Origin of the sequence: Streptomyces sp. NPDC016459 (assembly GCF_040632845.1) — a bacterium.
In the GTDB taxonomy this organism is placed as follows: Bacteria; Actinomycetota; Actinomycetes; order Streptomycetales; family Streptomycetaceae; genus Streptomyces.
Genome location: NZ_JBEYCR010000011.1, coordinates 60,090 through 78,155 on the forward strand (window position 1 = coordinate 60,090; position 18,066 = coordinate 78,155).

Genomic DNA, 18,066 nt, shown 5'->3' on the forward strand with positions numbered 1-18,066 from the left:
CCAGAGCTCATAACGATCGGGCCCTACCGGAGCGGAACCTCTCAGAGCGCGAAGAACGCCGCCACCAGCAGCGCACCTCCCACCCCCGCCGCCGACCACGCCACCCTCGGCAGCCGCATCCCGCCACCGATCAGCGGCGCCGCGAGCAACAGCGCCCCGCCGAGCGGCAGCCACGCGTGCAGACCGCCGCCCCAGCCCGTCCGTACGCCCTCGTCCGTCCCCGGCTTCACCACCACCGGGATCGTCGCCCCCTGCTCCGCCGCGACCGACCGCGCGATCGTCAGCGACCGGCGGGGCGAGGCCGGGTCCTCGGGGGCGTACCGGCCGCTGCACGTCTCCTCGCCGCAGCCGGTGACCGTCATCGTCCCGTGCTCCCGCCCCTTGGAGAGCAGGACGTGCTGGGCCGAGTCCCAGGACGCCCAGGCGCCCGCGACGAGCAGCAGAAGGGCGACGAGGACCATGGCGGCGTTACGGACGTGCGTCATGACCCGCGATCGTACAGTCGTACGGGCCCGGGGCCGGCGGCCCTACGAGTTGTACGCCGACCGGGCCCGCTCCAGGCCCTCCGCCACCAGGCACTCCACCGAGTCCGCCGCCCGGTCCACGAACCAGTCCAGGTCCTTGCGCTCCGCCGACGAGAAGTCCTTCAGGACGAAGTCCGCGACCTGCATCCGGCCCGGCGGACGCCCGATCCCGCACCGCACCCGGTGGTACTCGGCGCCCATCGCCTTCGTCATCGACTTCAGACCGTTGTGCCCGTTGTCGCCGCCGCCGATCTTCAGCCGCAGCACCCCGTAGTCGATGTCCAGCTCGTCGTGGACCGCCACCACACGCGCCGTCGGCACCTTGTAGAAGTCGCGCAACGCCGTCACCGGACCGCCCGACAGGTTCATGTACGACATCGGCTTCACGAGGACCACCCGGCGGCTGTCCGGCCCGGGGGGACCCATCCGGCCCTCCACGACCTGCGCCTGCGCCTTCTGCGCCCGCTTGAACGAGCCGCGCATCCGGTCGGCGAGCAGGTCCACCACCATGAAACCGATGTTGTGGCGGTTGGCCGCGTACTCCGGTCCCGGGTTGCCGAGGCCGACGATAAGCCAGGGGGCGTTCGCGTCGTCGTCCGTCATGTGACTCAGATCTCCTCGTATCCGTCCGTACAAGAGAAACGGGGTGACGGGCCGTACGGCCCGTCACCCCGTCACGCCAGGCAGAAGCCTGTCAGGCAGAGCCGAAGGCTCAGGCCTCGGCACCCTCGGTCTCGGCGCCCTCGGCGGCCGGCTCCTCGGCCTGGGCGGCCAGGATCTGGATGACGACGGCGTCGGGGTCGGTCACCAGGGTGGTGCCGGACGGCAGCTCGATGTCCTTGGCGAGGATGGAGTTACCGGCCTCCAGGCCCTCGATGGAGACGGTGACGGAGGTCGGGATGTGCGTGGCCTCGGTCTCGACGGAGAGCGTGTTCAGCACGTTCTCGACCAGGAAGCTGCCCGGGGCCAGGTCGCCCTCGGTCTCCACGACGACCTCGACCGTGACCTTCTCGCCACGACGCACGAGGAGCAGGTCGACGTGGACCAGGAAGCCCTTGATGGCGTCACGCTGGACGGCCTTCGGGATCGCGAGCTCGGACTTGCCGTCGACGTCCAGGGCGAGCAGGACGTTCGGCGTACGCAGCGCCAGGGCGAGGTCGTGGGCCGGAAGGGTCACGTGCGCCGGCTCGGCACCGTGGCCGTAGACCACGGCGGGGACGCGGCCGTCGCGGCGGACCGCACGGGCGGCGCCCTTGCCGAACTCGGTACGGACGGCAGCGGCGAGCTTGATCTCGGACATGGTGCGCTCCTCGTAGGAAGGTGACGAAAAAAGTGGTCACCCGGCCACGACTGGCGATGGCCTGCTACGAAGAGCGCGTCGATAACGGACCGCCGTGACCCTGTACATCCGTACGGGTACGGCCTCCCTCGCCGAGCAACTTCGGCAGTCTACCGGCCGTTCCCCCTACCACCCAATTCGATCACCGAAACACGGCGGAGGGCCGCTCCCCCGAACGGGGAAACGGCCCTCACGCACACTGCCGGGGGAGTCGGTGCTCCTCGGCTCAGTGCTCCTCGAAGAGGCTCGTCACCGAACCGTCCTCGAACACCTCGCGCACCGCGCGCGCGATCGTCGGCGCGATCGACAGCACCGTGATCTTGTCCAGTTCGAGCCCGCCCGGCACCGGCAGCGTGTCCGTGAACACGAACTCGCTCACCTTCGAGTTCTTCAGCCGGTCCGCCGCCGGACCCGACAGGATGCCGTGCGTGGCCGTCACGATGACGTCCTCCGCGCCGTGCGCGAACAGCGCGTCGGCCGCGGCGCAGATGGTGCCGCCCGTGTCGACCATGTCGTCCACCAGGACACAGACACGGCCCTTCACGTCACCGACGACCTCGTGCACGGTCACCTGGTTGGCGACGTCCTTGTCACGACGCTTGTGCACGATCGCGAGGGGAGCGTCCAGACGGTCGCACCAGCGGTCGGCGACCCGCACGCGCCCCGCGTCCGGGGAGACGATCGTCAGCTTCGCCCGGTCGACCTTCGCACCCACGTAGTCCGCGAGCACCGGCAGCGCCGACAGGTGGTCCACCGGGCCGTCGAAGAAGCCCTGGATCTGGTCCGTGTGCAGGTCCACGGTCAGGATCCGGTCCGCGCCCGCCGTCTCCAGCAGGTCCGCCACCAGACGCGCCGAGATCGGCTCGCGGCCGCGGTGCTTCTTGTCCTGACGGGCGTAGCCGTACGAGGGGATGATCACCGTGATGCTCCGGGCCGAAGCCCGCTTCAGAGCATCGACCATGATCAACTGCTCCATGATCCACTTGTTGATCGGAGCCGTGTGGCTCTGGATCAGGAAGCAGTCCGCACCGCGGGCCGACTCCTGGAAGCGGACGTAGATCTCACCGTTGGCGAAGTCGAACGCCTTGGTGGGAACGAGGCCGACACCCAGCTGGTGCGCGACCTCCTCGGCCAGCTCGGGGTGGGCGCGGCCGGAGAAGAGCATCAGCTTCTTCTCGCCGGTCGTCTTGATCCCGGTCACAGCACTGTCTCCTCAGACGTGTTGTCTGGTCGCGTTCCACGAGCTGTCGTGCGCGTGTGCGAGCCAGCCGAATTTGTGTGCACGTATCACGGTACGCCGAGTTCGACGCACCCGTTTCCGGTCAGCTTTCGCCGGCGGAGTCCTCAGCCGCGACCTGCGCGGCCTGCGCGGCAGCGCTGCCGGGCCGCTTGCGGGCCACCCAACCCTCGATATTCCGCTGCTGGCCCCGGGCGACGGCGAGCGAACCGGCCGGCACGTCCTTCGTGATCACGGAACCGGCCGCGGTGTACGCCCCGTCCCCGATCGTGATGGGAGCCACAAACATGTTGTCCGAGCCGGTCCGGCAGTGCGAGCCGATCGTGGTGTGGTGCTTCGTCTCGCCGTCGTAGTTCACGAAGACGCTGGCCGCGCCGATGTTCGTGTACTCGCCGATCGTGGCGTCTCCCACGTACGACAGGTGCGGGACCTTGGTGCCCTCGCCGACCGTCGCGTTCTTCATCTCGACGTACGAACCGGCCTTGGACTTCGCGCCCAGGTCGGTGCCCGGACGCAGGTACGCGTAGGGCCCCACGGAGGCGCTGTCACCGATGACGGCCGAGTCCGCCACCGTGTTGTCCACCCGGGCGCCCCTGCCGACGGTGGTGTCCTTCAGGCGCGTGTTCGGCCCGACCTCGGCGTCCTCGCCGATGTGCGTGGCACCCAGCAGCTGCGTACCCGGCAGGATCACCGCGTCCGGCTCGAAGGTCACGGTCACGTCGACGAACACCGACGCGGGGTCGACGACGGTCACACCGGCCAGCATGGCGCGCTCGATCAGCCGCCGGTTCAGCAGGGAACGGGCCTCCGCGAGCTGCACCCGGTTGTTGATCCCGAGGATCTCGCGGTGGTCACCGGCGACCGACGCGCCGACCCGGTGGCCGGCCTCGCGCAGGATCGACAGCACGTCGGTGAGGTACTCCTCGCCCTGGCTGTTGTCCGTCCGCACCTTGCCGAGCGCGTCCGCGAGCAGCTGCCCGTCGAACGCGAACACACCGGAGTTGATCTCGCGGATCGCGAGCTGCTCGGCGGAGGCGTCCTTGTGCTCGACGATCTCCGTCACGGCGCCGGACGCGTCCCGCACGATCCGGCCGTAGCCGGTCGAGTCCGGGACCTCGGCGCTCAGCACGGTGACCGCGTTGCCGTCGGCCGCGTGGGTGTCCGCCAGTGCCCGCAGGGTCTCCCCGGACAGCAGCGGAGTGTCACCGCAGACCACGACCACGGTCCCCTCGGGCGCCCCCCCGAGCTCCTCCAGGGCCATCCGCACCGCGTGCCCGGTGCCGTTCTGCTCCTCCTGGACGGCGGTGCGGGTCCCGGTGTACAGCTCGTCCAGGTGCCCCTTCACCTGCTCCCGCGCGTGCCCGACGACCACGACGAGGTGCTCGGGCTCCAACTCCCGGGCGGCGGAGACGACATGCCCGACGAGCGACCGCCCGGCGATCTCGTGCAGGACCTTGGGGGTCTTCGACTTCATGCGGGTGCCCTCACCCGCTGCGAGGACGACGACGGCTGCCAAGGGGGTCCCCCCTGTTCGAGCGAAGCCGAGAACTTGGGGGAGATTGGCGCTCACGGGAATGCCCTTCGGCTTTGGGTGGTGGACGCACGAAGGATACCGGGGGGCCGGGGGCCGGACATGAGCGCGGGTCCTGACCGTGATGGTCAGGACCCGGATGAAGAAGCTCCCCCGCCAGGACTCGAACCCGGACATAAGGCACCAAAAGCCTCAGTGCTGCCAATTACACCACAGGGGATGGCGCTGAGGGCCAAAACGGACATGTTGTCAGTCGTGTGCCCTGGCGGCCTCCACTATGCCGTACCAGGCACCTTCCACGCGACGGTACAGCGCCGCTCCGTCCCCGTCGTGGCTCGGCTTTAGGGTGGTGGCATGACCACAACGGGGGCGGAGCGGGACGCTGGGGGCGTCGGGGGCTGGTGGTGGTGGGGGAGACGCAGGAGCGTCGTCCTCGACGCGGGGCTCGCGGTCGTGTCCGCGCTGGAGTGCGCGGTCGAGGGCGTCGCGTTCGCCGAGGAGGCCGCGCTGCCCGTGCCCGTGGGGGTGCTGTTCGGGCTGGTCGTCGGGTCCGTGCTGCTGGTGCGGCGCCGGTGGCCCGTCGGCGTCGTGCTCGTCTCCATCGCCGTCGCGCCCGCCGAGATGGGCTTCCTCATGGGGATCGTCGGGCTCTACACGCTCGCCGCCTCCGAGGTGCCCCGCCGGATCACCGCCGTACTGGCGGGGATGTCGACGGTCGCCGTGTTCGTCGTGACCGGGGTCCGGCTGCGGCAGGACATGGAGCCGAGTGGCTGGTACGTGCCGGTCGTCTCGCTCTTCATGACCCTCGGCCTCAACGCCCCGCCCGTGCTCCTCGGCCTCTACATAGGGGCCCGACGTCGGCTCATGGAGAGTCTCCGGGAGCGGGCCGACAGCCTGGAGCAGGAGCTGTCGCTGCTCGCGGACCGGGCGGAGCAGCGGGCGCAGTGGGCGCGGCAGGAGGAGCGGACGCGGATCGCGCGGGAGATGCACGACGTGGTGGCGCACCGGGTGTCGCTGATGGTGGTGCACGCGGCGGCGTTGCAGGCGGTGGCGTTGAAGGATCCGCAGAAGGCCGTGAAGAACGCGGCGCTCGTGGGGGACATGGGGCGCCAGGCGTTGACCGAGCTGCGGGAGATGCTGGGCGTCCTGCGGGAGGGCGCCGCTCCGGCCGCCCCCGCCGTGGTGCCGTTGGCCGCCGTCGGGCGGGCCGCCGCCGCCGCTGCCGAGGCGGCGGCCGAGGGGGACGGGCCGTGCCTGGACGCTCTGGAGGCGCTGTGCGAGCAGTCGCGCATGGCGGGGGCGGCGGTGGAGTTCGTGGTGCTCGGCGAGGTGCGGGCGTACCCGCCGGAGGTGGAGCGGACGGCGTACCGGGTGGTGCAGGAGGCGCTGACCAACGTCCACAAGCATGCGGCGGGTGCGAAGGTCGTGGTGCGTCTGGCGCACCGGGAGGCCGAGATCGCGATGCAGGTGGAGAACGGTCCGTGTCCTTCGGACGCCGGTGTCGCGGACGTACGGCTGCCGAGCGGCGGGAACGGGCTCGTGGGGATGCGGGAGCGGGTGTCGCGGCTCGGGGGTGTGTTCGTGTCGGGGGCGACGGAGGCGGGGGGGTTCAAGGTGTCGGCGGTGCTGCCCGCCGGGGATTAGTCCGGCGGGTCGGTCGTGTTGCCCGTCGGAGGCTGGTCCGGCGGGTCGGCCGTGTTGCGCGTCGGGGCTCAGTCCGGCCGGGGCGGTCGTGTTCCCGTCTGCCCGGGACGTGGTCGTGCGGTTCGGGTGGTCAGCCGGTCGTCAGGCGGGGGGGCTGGGCCCCTGTGACCAGGGTCGAGAGTGCCGCGTCGATGTCCTTGCCGAGGTACCAGTCGCCCGCGTGGTCGAGGCTGTAGACCCGGCCTTCCATGTCCATGGCGAGGATCGCCTGGTGGTCGCCCTCCTCACCCAGCGGGGCGAGTTCCGTGTCCAGGGCGCGGCCGAGGTCGGCGAGGGTGCGGGAGAGGTGGAGTCCGGCGAGGGGGTCGAAGCGTACGGCGGCGGGCGCTATCTGCCGGCCGTGTCCGGGCGCGGTGATCCGCAGGCCGCCGAACTCGGCCCAGGCCTCGACGACGGCGGGGAAGACGCTGTGCCGGTGGCCGGCGGGGGAGACGTGGCCGCGCAGGGCGTCGGCCCACTCCTCGGCGAGCTTGATGTCCCAGCGGCCGGGCTGCCAGCCGGCCTCGCGGAGGGCGGCGTCGACGTTGACGGGGAAGCGCGTGGTGCTGAGGTGGTCGGGCATGGGTGTGCGGTCAGCCGTTCTCGACAGGCGTGGTGGGGTCGACGGTGCGGACGCCGAAGTGGGCGAGCATCGCCGTACAGGAGCGGCAGGGGGCGGCGTAGCTTCCGTGCAGCGGGTCGCCGTCCTCGCGGATGCGCCGCGCGGTGAGCTTGGCGTGTTTGAGGGAGCGGCGGGCCTCGCCGTGGGTGAGCGGTTTGCGCTGGGCCCGCTTGGAGCGTCCGTTCTCGGTGGCGGTGAGGTGCCGGGAGAGCAGGATCGCCTCGGGGCAGCGGCCGGTGAAGCGCTCCCGCTGGCTGCTGGTGAGGGTGTCCAGGAAGTCCTGGACGAGGGCGTGCAGGGCGGGCGGCCGGTCGCCTCGGCCGGCCGTGCACGTGAGGGTCTCGCCGCGTACGGAGAGCGCGGCCCCGACGGTGGGGAGGATCCCGTCGCGGCGGTGCAGCAGTAAGGGCGCACGGGTGGCGTCCGCGCTGCTGCTCCAGTTGAGGCGTGGGTCACCCTGTGTGGGTGTCGGTGCTGCGTGCATGGTGCTGGTCTTCCCCTCCTGCAATCCCCCGAGTTGCGTGGACAGCCTGCCAAATAGGGAGCCATATGGGGAAGCTGGGGCGGCGAAACGTGGCTTCGGTGTGTCGGAATCATGGTGCACCTGTCATGGCTCCGTGACACGTCGTGACCGTCGGATCGGGCCGGTTCGGGCTCTTGTGGCAGCGCATAGGCTGTGCGGCATCAGTCAGCAGCAGCCAGCGGCTGCGGGTAGTAGCAGGCAGCGACGCCAGTGCAGGGGGCAACCGCCATGACGACAGGTCGGCTCGGGCAGGACACCGCGCCACCGAACGCGGCCTACGCCGGGCAGGTCGTGCACTTCCCGGATCCGGTCCGCGCCTCCCGTCACCCGAGAGGGGTGCGGGTGGACGAGTACGGTCACCCGGACTTCTCGCCGTACGCGCGTGCGGCGGCGGAGATCGCCGACCCCCCGGAGGGTTTCGGGGTGGACGAGCTGCGGCTCACGGACTACGTGTCGGCGAACGCGGCGATGGCGGCGACCGGTCACGAGCTGTGGGACACGATCCCGGCGGTGGCGACGCCGCACGGCTGGACGTGGCACCACGTGGCGCGCAGTCGCCGGATGGAGCTGGTCCCGGTCGAGGTGAAGGCCCTGCTGCGGCATCACGGCGGGGTGGCGACGGCCGCCGTGGACCATGCGAAGCGGGGCACGCGGCCGCTGCAGGAGACCCGGCCGGCGCACTTCGGGCTGCCGAAGGGTCTGGTGTCGGTGTCGGAGCAGCAGCTCCAGGGCGTCGAGGAGGACCTCGGTTACCGGCTGCCCGGTGCGTACCGCTCGTTCCTGAAGGCGGCGGGCGGCTGCGCCCCGGTGGGTGCGGCGCTCGACGCGGAGCTGGGGCTCCTGGTCGACCAGCCGTTCTTCACGGTGCGGGAGGAGGCGGGGGTCAACGACCTCGTCTACGTCAACAAGTGTCTTCGTGACCATCTGACCAAGGACTATCTGGGCGTGGCGTTCGTCCAGGGCGGTCTGATCGCGCTGAAGGTGCGGGGTGAGGGGGTCGGTTCGGTGTGGTTCTGCGCGTACGACGACGCCCAGGACTCCGGCGAGGTGGCGGCGGGCTGGACGGTGGGCGAGCGGGTGGAGCGACTGCTGCTGCCCTGTGGTGCGGACTTCGACGCGTTTCTGCAGCGGCTCGCGGGCAATCCGCCGGAGCTGGAGACGGTGGCGAACCTGATGGTGGACGGTGGCTTCGCGCGTGCGGTGCCCGTCGTCCCGGTGGGGGAGTGAGTGGGCTGTGGTGACCTTCGCGCAGGCGCAGGAGCGCGCCGAGGAGTGGATCAACGGCGAGCTGCCGTCGTACCAGCACCGTGAGGTGCGGGTCCGGGAGTTCGAGCTGGGTTTCGTGGTGTGGGCGGAGGACCGCGAGGGCGGGCCGACGTCGGACGGCGGGCGCCAGCGGCTCGTGATCGCCCGGGACAGCGGTGAGGCCACGCTGTGGCCGGGGCTGCCGGTGGGTGAGGTGATCCGGCGCTACGAGGAGGAGTACGGGGCGGCGGACGAGGTTCCGGCCCAGGCGGCGGTGCCTGCGGCGCGGATCGATCTGAACCAGACGTCGTTCCTGCTGAGTCCGCCGGAGTGGCTGCAGGACGCGGCGGACCGGATCGGGCTGCCGAAGCAGCCGAACGTGTCCCAGGAGAGCGGGAGTTCGTCGGTGCCGGCGGACGACGTGTCGGAGCCGGTGGGCGCGGCGGGGCCTTCGGCTTCGGTGGCGTCGTCGGGCTTCCCCTCGTCGGGGTCGTCGGTGTTGTCGCAGGAGGCGGAGGCGGACTCGTCCACGTCCGCGGCGTCGTCGTCGGTGGATTCGTCCGCGCCCGGCTCGCCGTCTCCGTCGCCGGCCGCCGCTTCGGGAGCCGGTGCCGTCGCGTACGAGCCGACGGCGATGGACGGGGTCCCGGCGGAGACGCCGGCGGCCGTGCCCGCCGCGTCCCCGCCCCCGGTCGCGCCGGTGGGCGGCCCGTGGGTCGACGCCAACGCGAGTTCCGGTGGTGTGGACGGGGCGGTGCCGCTGCCCGCGACCGTCTTCGCGCCGCCGCTGTCGGGGACGGACGACGAGGACGCCCCGCCGCCGCAGGTGGGCGCCGACGCGCCGACCGCGCTCATGCACGGCGGCAGTGCGCTGCCCCCGACCGCCGTGGCGCCCCGGCTCGACCCGGCCGCGCCGCCGCCGGCCGGTGTCCGCCCGACCCCGCCCGGCCCGCCCGCGCCTCCCGTCCCTGGTCCTTCGCCGCTGCCGCCGCAGGCCGGTCCGGGAACGCCGCCGCCCGCGCCTCCCGTACCGGGTGCCGGGGACATCGCGGACGCCGCGACCAGCAAGGCCACGCTGCCGCCGAAGGCCGGGCGCGGCCCGTCGACGCCTCCGCCGCCGCCGGGCGCCCCGGGGGTGCCGGGAGCCTCGTCGGGTGCCGGTGCGTACATCCCCACGCAACTGGTGTCGCAGCTCGGGCCCGACGGGATCCAGCCGCCCGCCCGGCCGGGCCCGCCCGGTCCGCCGCCCGCTCCTGCGCCCCCCGGTCCGCCGACGCCGCCGCAGCCGGTGCACCACGCCGCGACGATGCTCGCGCACCCGGGCCAGAGCGGTCCCGGCGCGCCTCCGCCGCCCCCGCCGCCGCCGGGCGTGCCCGGTACGCCCGCGGGCGGGGTCGCGCACGCCGCGACGATGCTGGCGCATCCGGGTCCCGGTGGCCCCTCGGCGCCGCAGCCTCCGGGGCCTCCGGCTCCGCCGCCGCCGCTGCACGGCGGGCATACGCCGCCGCCCGCGCCCGTGCCCCCGGCGTACGGCTATCCGCACCCGGCGGGTCAGCCGACCGTCGGGCCCGGGTACCAGGCGGTGCTGCGCTATCGCGCGCCGGACGGTTCCGAGGCGCAGATCATCCGGCGTTCGGCGCCGGGCACCCCGCATCCGGAGTGGCAGATCCTGCACGAGCTGCGGGCGATGAACGTGCCGCCGCAGCAGGTGCTCGAGCTGCACACGGAGCTGGAGTCCTGTGAGCTGCCGGGCGGCTACTGCGCGCGGATGATCCGGGAGACCTGGCCGCAGGCGCGGATCACCAGCATCGCCCCGTACGGTCGTGATCACACGGGCCGCCAGCAGGGCATGCGGCAACTTCTCACGCACCAGGGCGAGTTGCACCAGGTCGCGGACGGTCCCGCGCGCCCCGCCCCGGTGCGGGCGCCGCTGCCGCCGGTGCAGCCCGCGCCGCCGGTTCCGCCGGAGGCCATCGCGCAGGAGTTGGCCGGGGCGTTCGGTCCCGGCGTCCTCCGCTTCGACCAGCGCGCGGTGTCCCGTCAGGGGGTGCCCGAGCTGGTGGCGCGCACGCTGGTGTGGGCGGGGCTTCCGGCGGACTTCGGGCCGTTCTTCTGGGCGCAGCCGGCCGTGCCGGTGGTGCCCACGCTGGCCGAGCTGGCGGCGCAGCGGCAGGTCCAGGCCGCGCCGGACGCCAGTTCGTACCTGGTGCTCGGTTCGGACTTCGGGCGGGCGCTGTGCGTCCAGTACGGGACCGCGCACATCGTGGCGGTGCCGGTGGAGGCCGGTCCCGGCGGACAGGCGGTGCCGCCGCAGTTCGTCAACACGGGGCTGCCCGAGTTCACCCGTTCGATGGCGCTGCTCGGCCGGATGTGGCGGCTGAGGTTCGGGCTGAACCCGGAGCAGGCGGGCCGCTGGACGGTCGACTTCCAGGCGCAGCTGCTGATGCTCGACCCGGCGGCGCTGGCGTCGCCGGACACCTGGTGGTCGGTGCTGCTCGAGCAGATGTGGGACGGCCTGCTGTAGGGGCCGGGGTTTCCCGCTGACGCCGGTGGACAGAATGCGCTGAGCGGAATGTGATGAAGGGCGCTTGACGTGTGTGCACGTTGGGCGTCTTTTGTCCGTTCTGATGCAGCATCCTGGACGTTCGGGTCACACGGAAGGGGCGTCAAGGATGAGTTTCACCGTCGGACGGGGGCGCGGCTACCGGCCCGAGCAGGTCGACCGTCGTCTGGCCGCACTCGCCGAGGACCGGGACAGGGCGTGGGAGCGGGCAGCGCGGCTCACCGTCCTCGTGAAGGAGATGGAGACCGAGGCCGTCCGGCTGCGCGAGGCCGTCGAGGCGCTCCCGCCGCAGCGGTACGAGTCCCTCGGCGACCGGGCGCAGAAGATCCTGGAGCTCGCCGAGCTGGAGGACGAGACGCTCGTACGGACGGCCGAGGCGGATGCGCAGGCCCTCGCGGAGGGGGCGGAGACGGCGGCCCGCCAGGCGGCGGAGGCGGCGCGGACGTACGCGGAGGGCGTCCGGGAGGCGGCCGAGGCGGCGGCCCGCGCAACCCTGGAGGCGGCCCGCGCGCGGGCCGAGGAGCTGACGGCGGACGCGACCCGCGAGGCGGACGAGTTGCTGGGCGCGGCGCGGGAGGTCTTCGAGGACACCGAGCGGCGCACGGCGGAACTCCTGGCGAAGCAGCGCGCGGACCAGCAGGCGGTACGGGACGAGGCCGAGCGCGTGGCGGCGGGCGAGGCGGCCGACCTGAACGCCCGCCACGAGGAGCTGATCGCCCACGCGGAGGGCGGGCTCGCGGAGGCGCGGAGACTGCTCGCGAAGACGGAGGAGGAGGCCCGGCACGGCCAGGAGGACGCGGAGGCGCGAGCGGGCGAGCTGCTCGCCGGGGCGCGCCTGAAGGCGGAACGGACCGAGCGCGAGACGGAACGGGTGCTGCGCGAGCACGAGGAGGCGCGGGACGAGATCCACGCGCACATGGAGCACATCCGCAACGCGCTGGCGGCGCTGACGGGGAGGGTGACGGGCCCGGACCCGGACACGGACCCGGACACGAAGACCGACCAGGCAGCCGGCTCCTGACGGGACCCGGACCCCGGACCCCGGCTCCGGCTCCTGTCAGGAGCCGGAGCCGGAGGGGCGGGCCGGGATCCGGCGCCGCCCCCGATGGGAACCGGCTTCGGTCTCAGCTGCCGTCGATGAGCCGTACCGCGAACTCCGGTGAGAACACACCCGCCTTGTACTGCGGGCCCTCCTCCGGGCAGCGCTCGTCGTCGAGGTGCCGGCCGTCCGAGTCGCCGGGGTTCTTGATCCACAGATAGTACGCGGCACCGCCCTCGCCGACCCGGGACGCCGAGCCCAGCTTGCGCAGTGGCGGGTTGCAGAACCCGACCTGTCCGCTGGTCGCGTCGCCGGGGACCTTGTAGGCACCGTTGCCGTTGCGGGAGGTGTCCACGACCCAGGTCGTGTCGACGCCCAGCCGTTCCTTGACCCGTACGGCCAGCCGGCGGCCGTAGTCGTCGGAGATGTCGGTGGAGTGGTAGTTGGCCACGTTCACCGCGACGCCGTCGGCGAGGTAGATCCCGGAGCGGCCCAGCATGTCGGCCATGTCGCTCAGGCCGATCCCCTTGTCCGCGGGGTTGTCCTCACGGCGCGCGCCGAGCGTCCAGGTCGCGTTGCCCGCGTCGATGTACGTCTTCACGTACGGGCCCTGCGCGTCGAGGTGCTGGTTGGCGTACCAGAGCATGTCGAAGCGGGCCTCCCGCTTCTCCGGCGTCAGGCAGTTGCCCTCCACGTCGGCCTGGGCCACCGCGTCCGGCTCCAGGATGACGAGCGCCGGGCGCCCGGCGATGCCCGCGACGAAGCCGTCCATCCACTTCTTGTACGCCTCGGCGTCGGCCGCGCCGCCACCGGAGGCGCCGCCGCAGTCACGGCCGGGGATGTTGTAGGCGACGAGCGTCGGCAGCTGACCCGCGGCCGTGGCCTTGTCGATGTAGCTGTCGACGTCCGTCTGCACGTCGGTGTTCCAGCCGCCGAACCACTTGACCGTGGTCCGGTCGGCGATCTGGCTGCGGATCTTTGCGGCACGGACGTCGACCGGGTTGGGTTCGGAGTGGGCATCCACCCACGTGCGCGCGTTGGAGCCGGGGTCGACGAAGAAACCCTCACGTGCCGTCGACGTCGTCAGCGAGACGTTGTCGAAGGTGAAGTCCGTGGCAACCTTCTGCCCGCCGAGCTGGAACGTGATCTGGGCGCTCGCACCGGCCACCGTGTCGATCGTGGAACGGAACGTCCACTGGTACCTCTTGCTCACGGGGTCCAGGGTGATGTCCTGCGCGAGGGGCGCCTCGTACGCGCCGCTGGACCGCTGCACGGTCGCCCGGAAGGAGGCCGCGACCGAGGAACGGGCGTCGAAGGAGAGCGTGTAGAGCGCCCCCGCGCGCAACGCGACGCCGTTGCGCCCCACCTGCGCGTCCCACCGGTTGACCGTTCCGGCCTTCACGGAGGCCTTGAGGGCGCCGCCCGTGTAGTCGGGAGCGCTCCCCGTGGACGACCACCAGGTGCCGGTCGGAGGCACGGTGGTGAACGCGCCCTCCGGGGCCAGTTCGCCGTACATCAGCGGGGCGGGCGCCTCGGGCGCCGCTTGGGCGGTGGAGGCCGGCAGCGCCAGGGATGCGGCCAGCAGGGGTATCGCGACGCCCGCGTACAGCAGGGGTGTGGTTCTCATCTGTCGTGGTGTCCAATGTTCGGGGCCGTGGTCAAGGGGCGAACTCGGCATTCGTGAAAGGGTCCCACTCCGCCCGCACCGTCCTTCCCGGCGCCCCCGGCCTCGGGCACCGGCCCCAGCGGTCGGCGAGTGACTCGACGAGCAGCAACCCCCGCCCGCCGTACGTCAGTTCCCTCGTGGGACCAGTGAGCCGGCCGGGCCTCCGAGTCTCGCAGGACGCGTGGGGCCGGGTTCGTCGGGCTCGCCACGGCGGAGTAGCGCAGCCCGCCTCCGTACGTGGAGGAGCCCTGCCCGTCCGAGCCGGACCGGCAGGGCTCCTTCCGTCACTTCTCCGTCGGCCGGACGTCCTTGACGAACACCAGCCCGTCGACGGCCGTCAGGTGCGCCGGGTCGAAGGGGGCGTAGCCGAACCACGGGGACGCGCGGACGGCGGGACGCGTGTCGCCGAGGGAGGTGGCCAGGCGTCGGGCGTCGACGAGGTGACGGTCCTCGGGGAGCGCGTACAGGAGTCCTTCGACGGTGTCCGGGGGCGGCGCGTCCACTCCCCGGTGCCGGATCGTGCCGAGGGTCGCGGTCAGGAACGCGTACTCCTCGCCCAGTTCGGCGCTCACCAGCGCACCCGCGCCCCACCACTCCACCGGCCCCTGCCACATCCTCATCGCGCTCTTCGGCCGCTGGAGGTGGGAGTTGTGGGCGTGGACGAGTACCGGGCCCCGGGCGGCGACGGAGAGGAGGTTGTGGGCCATCATCTGGTCCCGTACGGCGAGGATCCGTGCCATGCGGGCCGGCGAGGGGTCCGCCATCGCGTGGTGGTAGCGCAGCAGGCCGAGGGCGGTGCGGCCGTACAGGCGGGCCCGGTCCCGGTCGTCCCGCGAGGTCACCGTGAGCAGGTGCGGGGTCTGCGTGTCGAGCAGGGCGACCAGTTCGTCGGTGAGGAGCCTCAACGCGGCTGCCTCGGCCGACCGTCCCACGGACCGGGACGGGTCCATCATGGCGTCGGGTTCGGTCCAGCGGTCGTCGGCGCCGAGCAGTCGGTCGAGGGTCTCCCGGGTGCAGGGCAACAGGTCCGCGTCGACGTGGGTCGCCAGGTGGGCGTGGAGTGCGGTGAGGGTGTGGCGGGGGCTCTCGGCGGCGGCGATCTCCAGCGGGCCGTCGAAGCCGGCGAAGCGGAGCCGGTCGGACGCGGGGCGGCCGTCCTCGTCGGCACGGACGTTGAAGGCGCGCATCCAGCGCACGAGTTCGCGGTTGGCGGCGGAGGCACCCCACTCGTGGCTGAACCCGTGCTCCATGACCCCGTCGAGCGTGCCCGTGCCCGAGGTGACGTGGTCGTCCACGGCCAGGCCGCGTACGCAGTCGCTCTCGATCGCGATCGTGCGGTACCCCTCCTGCTCGACGAGTTGCCGGAAGAGGTCGTTGCGCAGGTGGAGGAGCTCGTCCTCCCCGTGGGTGGGCTCGCCCAGGGCGAGCAGCCGGGGCCGGACGGGGAGCAGCCCCATGACGGCGGCGGCGTCGACGGTGTGAGTGGTGTCCTTGATGTCAGCGGCCATGGATTCAACGGTATCGTTGAACCTTCGGTGGATACTTTTCGCGCGACAACCGCTTGTTTCGGGGGTTTCAGAGTGCAGAACCTTCAAAACGGCGGTCGGCTGCGGCCGGTCGATCTGGCGCGCGGCCACGGTCTGTCCACGCAGGCGGTCAGGAACTACGAGGACGCCGGCATCCTTCCGGCCGCCGACCGCACCCCCTCGGGTTACCGCGCCTACACGCCGTTGCACGCGGCGGCCCTGCGCGCGTTCCTCGCCCTGGTGCCCGGCCACGGGCACCGGACGGCGACGACGATCATGCGGGCCGTGAACGAGGACGCGGTCGACGAGGCGTTTCGCGCCATCGACGAGAGCCACGCCCAGCTCCTCGACGACCGGCGGACCCTCCGGGCCGTGGAGAGCGCCCTCCGGGACCTGGAACCCCCCGCGGCAGCCGAGCCCGGAGACACGTTCGTCGGACCGCTGGCGGAGAAGCTCGGCATCCGGCCCGCGACGCTGCGGAAGTGGGAACGCGCCGGGCTCGTGCGGCCGCGCCGCGACCCCCGGACCGGGTACCGCGTGTACGACGAGGCGGACGTACGGGATGCCCGGCTGGTCCACCAGCTCAGACGGGGCGGCCACCTCCTTGAGCAGATCGCCCCGCTGATCGCGCAGGTACGGGCGGCCGGTGGGCTCGGGCCGCTGGAGGCGGCCCTCGGCGACTGGCACGGGCGGCTGGCCGCACGGGGGAGGGCGATGCTGGCGGGGGCGGCGGAGCTGGACGCGTACCTGCGCGAGCGGGGCTGAGACATCCGTACGGCCGCCTTCGGCCCCACCGGGGCTTGGCAGGGGGTCAGTTCCGCTCTCCCTCCTCCGCGAGGACCGGGAAACGGCGTGGAGCCAGGGTCAGCAGGGCCAGGAGGGCGAGGGCGGCGGCCGCCGCCGCGCCCAGGTACACGTAGTCCACCGCCGCGTCGACCGCCCGCCGCAGGTGGTCCGTGGTCTCGGCCGTGAGGGAGCCGGGGTCGTCCAGGGAGCGGGCCAGGGCGTCCAGGTCGCCGCTGCCGCCGAGACGGGCGGCGAGGACGCCGTTGGCGACGGCCCCGAACAGGGCCGCGCCGACGCTCTGGCCGACCTGGCGGCAGAAGAGGACCGAGGCGGTGGTGGTGCCGCGTTCCTCGTACGGGACGGTCGACTGCACACCGACGATCAGGGGCAGTTGGAAGAGGCCGAGGGCACCGCCGAGCAGCAGCATCAGGAGCGCGGGCTGCCAGGGTTCCCCGGGGAACGGCAGGAAGGGGAACGCGAGCAGGAGGATCAGCGCGAGCGAGATGCCGAGGACGGCGGTGAGCCGGAAGCCGATGCGGGTGTAGACCCGGTTGGAGAGGGCGGCCGCGATGGGCCAGCTGAGGGTCCATGAGGAGAGGACGAACCCGGCGGCGATCGGCCCGAGGCCCAGGACGGACTGGGCGTACGTGGGCAGGAAGACGGTCGGGGCGACCATGAGCAGGCCGAGGGCGCCGAGGGCGAGGTTGACGGCGGCGATGGTCCGGCGGCGCCAGACCCAGCCGGGGATGATGGGCTCGGCCGCGCGCCGCTCGATGACGACGGTCAGGGCGGCGAGGGCGGCGGCCCCGCCGAGGAGGCCGAGTGACGGGGCGGAGAGCCAGGGCCAGGCGACCCCGCCCTGGACGAGCGCGGTGAGCAGCAGCGCGCCGGTGGCGAAGACGGCGAGGGCCCCGGCCCAGTCGATCCGCACGCGCGCGCGGGGCGGGGTGCGGTCCGCCTCCGGCCCGCCCGCCTCCCGTACGGCCTCCTTCGCTTCGGGTCCGCCCGCCCGGTTTCGGGGCGGTTCCGCGAGGTGGCGCGTGATCAGCCAGAGGGCGAGCAGGCCGACGGGCAGGTTGATCAGGAAGATCCAGCGCCAGTCGGCGTAGCCGGCGAGGAGGCCGCCGACGGCGGGTCCCGCGACCGATGAGGCGGCCCAGACCGAGGACAGCCGCGCCTGGATCCTGGGGCGTTCCTTCAACGGGTACAGGTCGGCGGCGATGGTCTGCACCGTGCCCTGGAGGGCGCCTCCGCCGAGGCCCTGGACGACCCGGAAGGCGATCAGGGAGGCCATGTCCCAGGCGGCGGCGCACAGCAGGGAGCCGACGAGGAAGAGGACGGTCCCGGCGACGAGGACCGGTTTGCGGCCGAAGGTGTCGCTGAGCTTCCCGTACACGGGCAGGGTGACCGTCACGGCGAGCAGATAGCCGGAGAACAGCCAGGAGAAGACGGACAGTCCGCCGAGGTCGCCGACGATCTGGGGGACGGCGGTGGACACGATCGTGCCGTCGAGGGCGGCGAGGCCCATGGCGAGCATGAGCGCGAGGACGACGGGCCGGCGGCGGTCGGAGGAGGGCGCGGGAGCCGGATCGGCCCCCGCTCGCGTGGTCGACGGCTCCGGCACCGCACAGTTCCTTTCCTCGTACACCTAAATGGGCGCGGCCAGGGTCTCACCCGTACCGAGGGTGGAGGAACCCCTAGGGGCCTCTCCCCCATACGGGCCAGGGGCCGTTCGTCCCGACGGAGGACGAGAAGGGGGCGCCCCGGGTTCTTAACTTGACC

15 protein-coding genes, 1 tRNA gene and 1 pseudogene are annotated in these 18,066 nt (G+C 72.6%); 5 read left to right on the forward strand and 12 right to left on the reverse strand.

Annotation, left to right across the window (positions count from 1 at the left end):
• Positions 1-41: 41 nt before the first annotated feature.
• The 6 genes from ABZ567_RS24310 to ABZ567_RS24335 form a co-directional block, all read right to left on the reverse strand.
• Positions 42-485, reverse strand: a complete 444-nt coding sequence (locus ABZ567_RS24310) for a hypothetical protein (RefSeq protein WP_360793346.1) — start codon at positions 483-485, stop codon at positions 42-44.
• 42 nt (positions 486-527) lie between these two features.
• On the reverse strand, positions 528-1,127 hold the full coding sequence (pth, locus tag ABZ567_RS24315; RefSeq protein WP_360793348.1) for an aminoacyl-tRNA hydrolase: 600 nt from the start codon (positions 1,125-1,127) through the stop codon (positions 528-530).
• 109 nt (positions 1,128-1,236) lie between these two features.
• On the reverse strand, positions 1,237-1,824 hold the full coding sequence (locus ABZ567_RS24320) for a 50S ribosomal protein L25/general stress protein Ctc (RefSeq protein ID WP_360793350.1): 588 nt from the start codon (positions 1,822-1,824) through the stop codon (positions 1,237-1,239).
• 265 nt (positions 1,825-2,089) lie between these two features.
• Complete coding sequence (locus ABZ567_RS24325) at positions 2,090-3,064, reverse strand: ribose-phosphate diphosphokinase (protein ID WP_360793352.1); 975 nt, start codon at positions 3,062-3,064, stop codon at positions 2,090-2,092.
• 121 nt (positions 3,065-3,185) lie between these two features.
• Positions 3,186-4,616 (reverse strand): bifunctional UDP-N-acetylglucosamine diphosphorylase/glucosamine-1-phosphate N-acetyltransferase GlmU, encoded by a 1,431-nt coding sequence (gene glmU, locus ABZ567_RS24330; protein ID WP_360793354.1) that lies wholly within the window; start codon positions 4,614-4,616, stop codon positions 3,186-3,188.
• Positions 4,617-4,779: 163 nt separating this feature from the next.
• Positions 4,780-4,851: transfer RNA gene (locus ABZ567_RS24335), tRNA-Gln, on the reverse strand.
• A gap of 134 nt (positions 4,852-4,985) precedes the next feature.
• Between ABZ567_RS24335 and ABZ567_RS24340 the strand changes: the two genes are divergently transcribed.
• Positions 4,986-6,275 carry a histidine kinase gene (locus ABZ567_RS24340; protein WP_360793356.1) on the forward strand — a complete coding sequence of 430 codons (1,290 nt, stop codon included), beginning with the start codon at positions 4,986-4,988 and terminating at the stop codon, positions 6,273-6,275.
• A 130-nt stretch (positions 6,276-6,405) separates the two neighbouring features.
• Here the strand turns inward: ABZ567_RS24340 and ABZ567_RS24345 are convergent, their stop codons facing one another.
• Both ABZ567_RS24345 and ABZ567_RS24350 read right to left on the reverse strand, forming a co-directional pair.
• Positions 6,406-6,897, reverse strand: coding sequence for an SUKH-3 domain-containing protein (locus tag ABZ567_RS24345; RefSeq protein ID WP_360793358.1), 492 nt, complete (start codon positions 6,895-6,897; stop codon positions 6,406-6,408).
• A 10-nt stretch (positions 6,898-6,907) separates the two neighbouring features.
• The gene (locus tag ABZ567_RS24350; protein WP_360793360.1) at positions 6,908-7,420 is read right to left on the reverse strand and encodes a YwqJ-related putative deaminase; all 513 of its coding nucleotides are present in this window, start codon (positions 7,418-7,420) and stop codon (positions 6,908-6,910) included.
• 267 nt (positions 7,421-7,687) lie between these two features.
• Here ABZ567_RS24350 and ABZ567_RS24355 point away from each other — a divergent pair, with 267 nt between their 5' ends.
• The 3 genes from ABZ567_RS24355 (at position 7,688) to ABZ567_RS24365 (ending at position 12,288) form a co-directional block, all read left to right on the forward strand.
• Positions 7,688-8,686, forward strand: a complete 999-nt coding sequence (locus ABZ567_RS24355; RefSeq protein WP_360793362.1) for an SMI1/KNR4 family protein — start codon at positions 7,688-7,690, stop codon at positions 8,684-8,686.
• 7 nt (positions 8,687-8,693) lie between these two features.
• Positions 8,694-11,228: an SUKH-4 family immunity protein gene (locus ABZ567_RS24360; RefSeq protein ID WP_360793364.1), complete on the forward strand. Its 2,535-nt coding sequence runs from the start codon at positions 8,694-8,696 to the stop codon at positions 11,226-11,228.
• A 148-nt stretch (positions 11,229-11,376) separates the two neighbouring features.
• Positions 11,377-12,288, forward strand: a complete 912-nt coding sequence (locus ABZ567_RS24365; protein ID WP_360793366.1) for a cellulose-binding protein — start codon at positions 11,377-11,379, stop codon at positions 12,286-12,288.
• Between the two features lie 103 nt (positions 12,289-12,391).
• Here the strand turns inward: ABZ567_RS24365 and ABZ567_RS24370 are convergent, their stop codons facing one another.
• The 3 genes and pseudogenes from ABZ567_RS24370 to ABZ567_RS24380 all read right to left on the reverse strand — a co-directional run bounded on the left by ABZ567_RS24370 (position 12,392) and on the right by ABZ567_RS24380 (position 15,480).
• A complete protein-coding gene (locus tag ABZ567_RS24370; RefSeq protein ID WP_360793368.1) occupies positions 12,392-13,933 on the reverse strand; it encodes a glycoside hydrolase family 6 protein in 1,542 nt (513 codons plus the stop codon).
• A 31-nt stretch (positions 13,934-13,964) separates the two neighbouring features.
• A pseudogene (locus ABZ567_RS24375) lies at positions 13,965-14,090 on the reverse strand (ATP-binding protein); the annotation flags it as partial.
• A gap of 166 nt (positions 14,091-14,256) precedes the next feature.
• Entirely contained in the window at positions 14,257-15,480 is a 1,224-nt protein-coding gene (locus tag ABZ567_RS24380) for an erythromycin esterase family protein (protein WP_360793370.1), read from the reverse strand.
• Between the two features lie 72 nt (positions 15,481-15,552).
• Between ABZ567_RS24380 and ABZ567_RS24385 the strand changes: the two genes are divergently transcribed.
• The gene (locus ABZ567_RS24385; protein WP_360793372.1) at positions 15,553-16,263 is read left to right on the forward strand and encodes a TioE family transcriptional regulator; all 711 of its coding nucleotides are present in this window, start codon (positions 15,553-15,555) and stop codon (positions 16,261-16,263) included.
• Positions 16,264-16,309: 46 nt separating this feature from the next.
• Here the strand turns inward: ABZ567_RS24385 and ABZ567_RS24390 are convergent, their stop codons facing one another.
• Positions 16,310-17,908, reverse strand: a complete 1,599-nt coding sequence (locus ABZ567_RS24390; protein WP_360793374.1) for an MFS transporter — start codon at positions 17,906-17,908, stop codon at positions 16,310-16,312.
• Positions 17,909-18,066 lie beyond the last annotated feature (158 nt).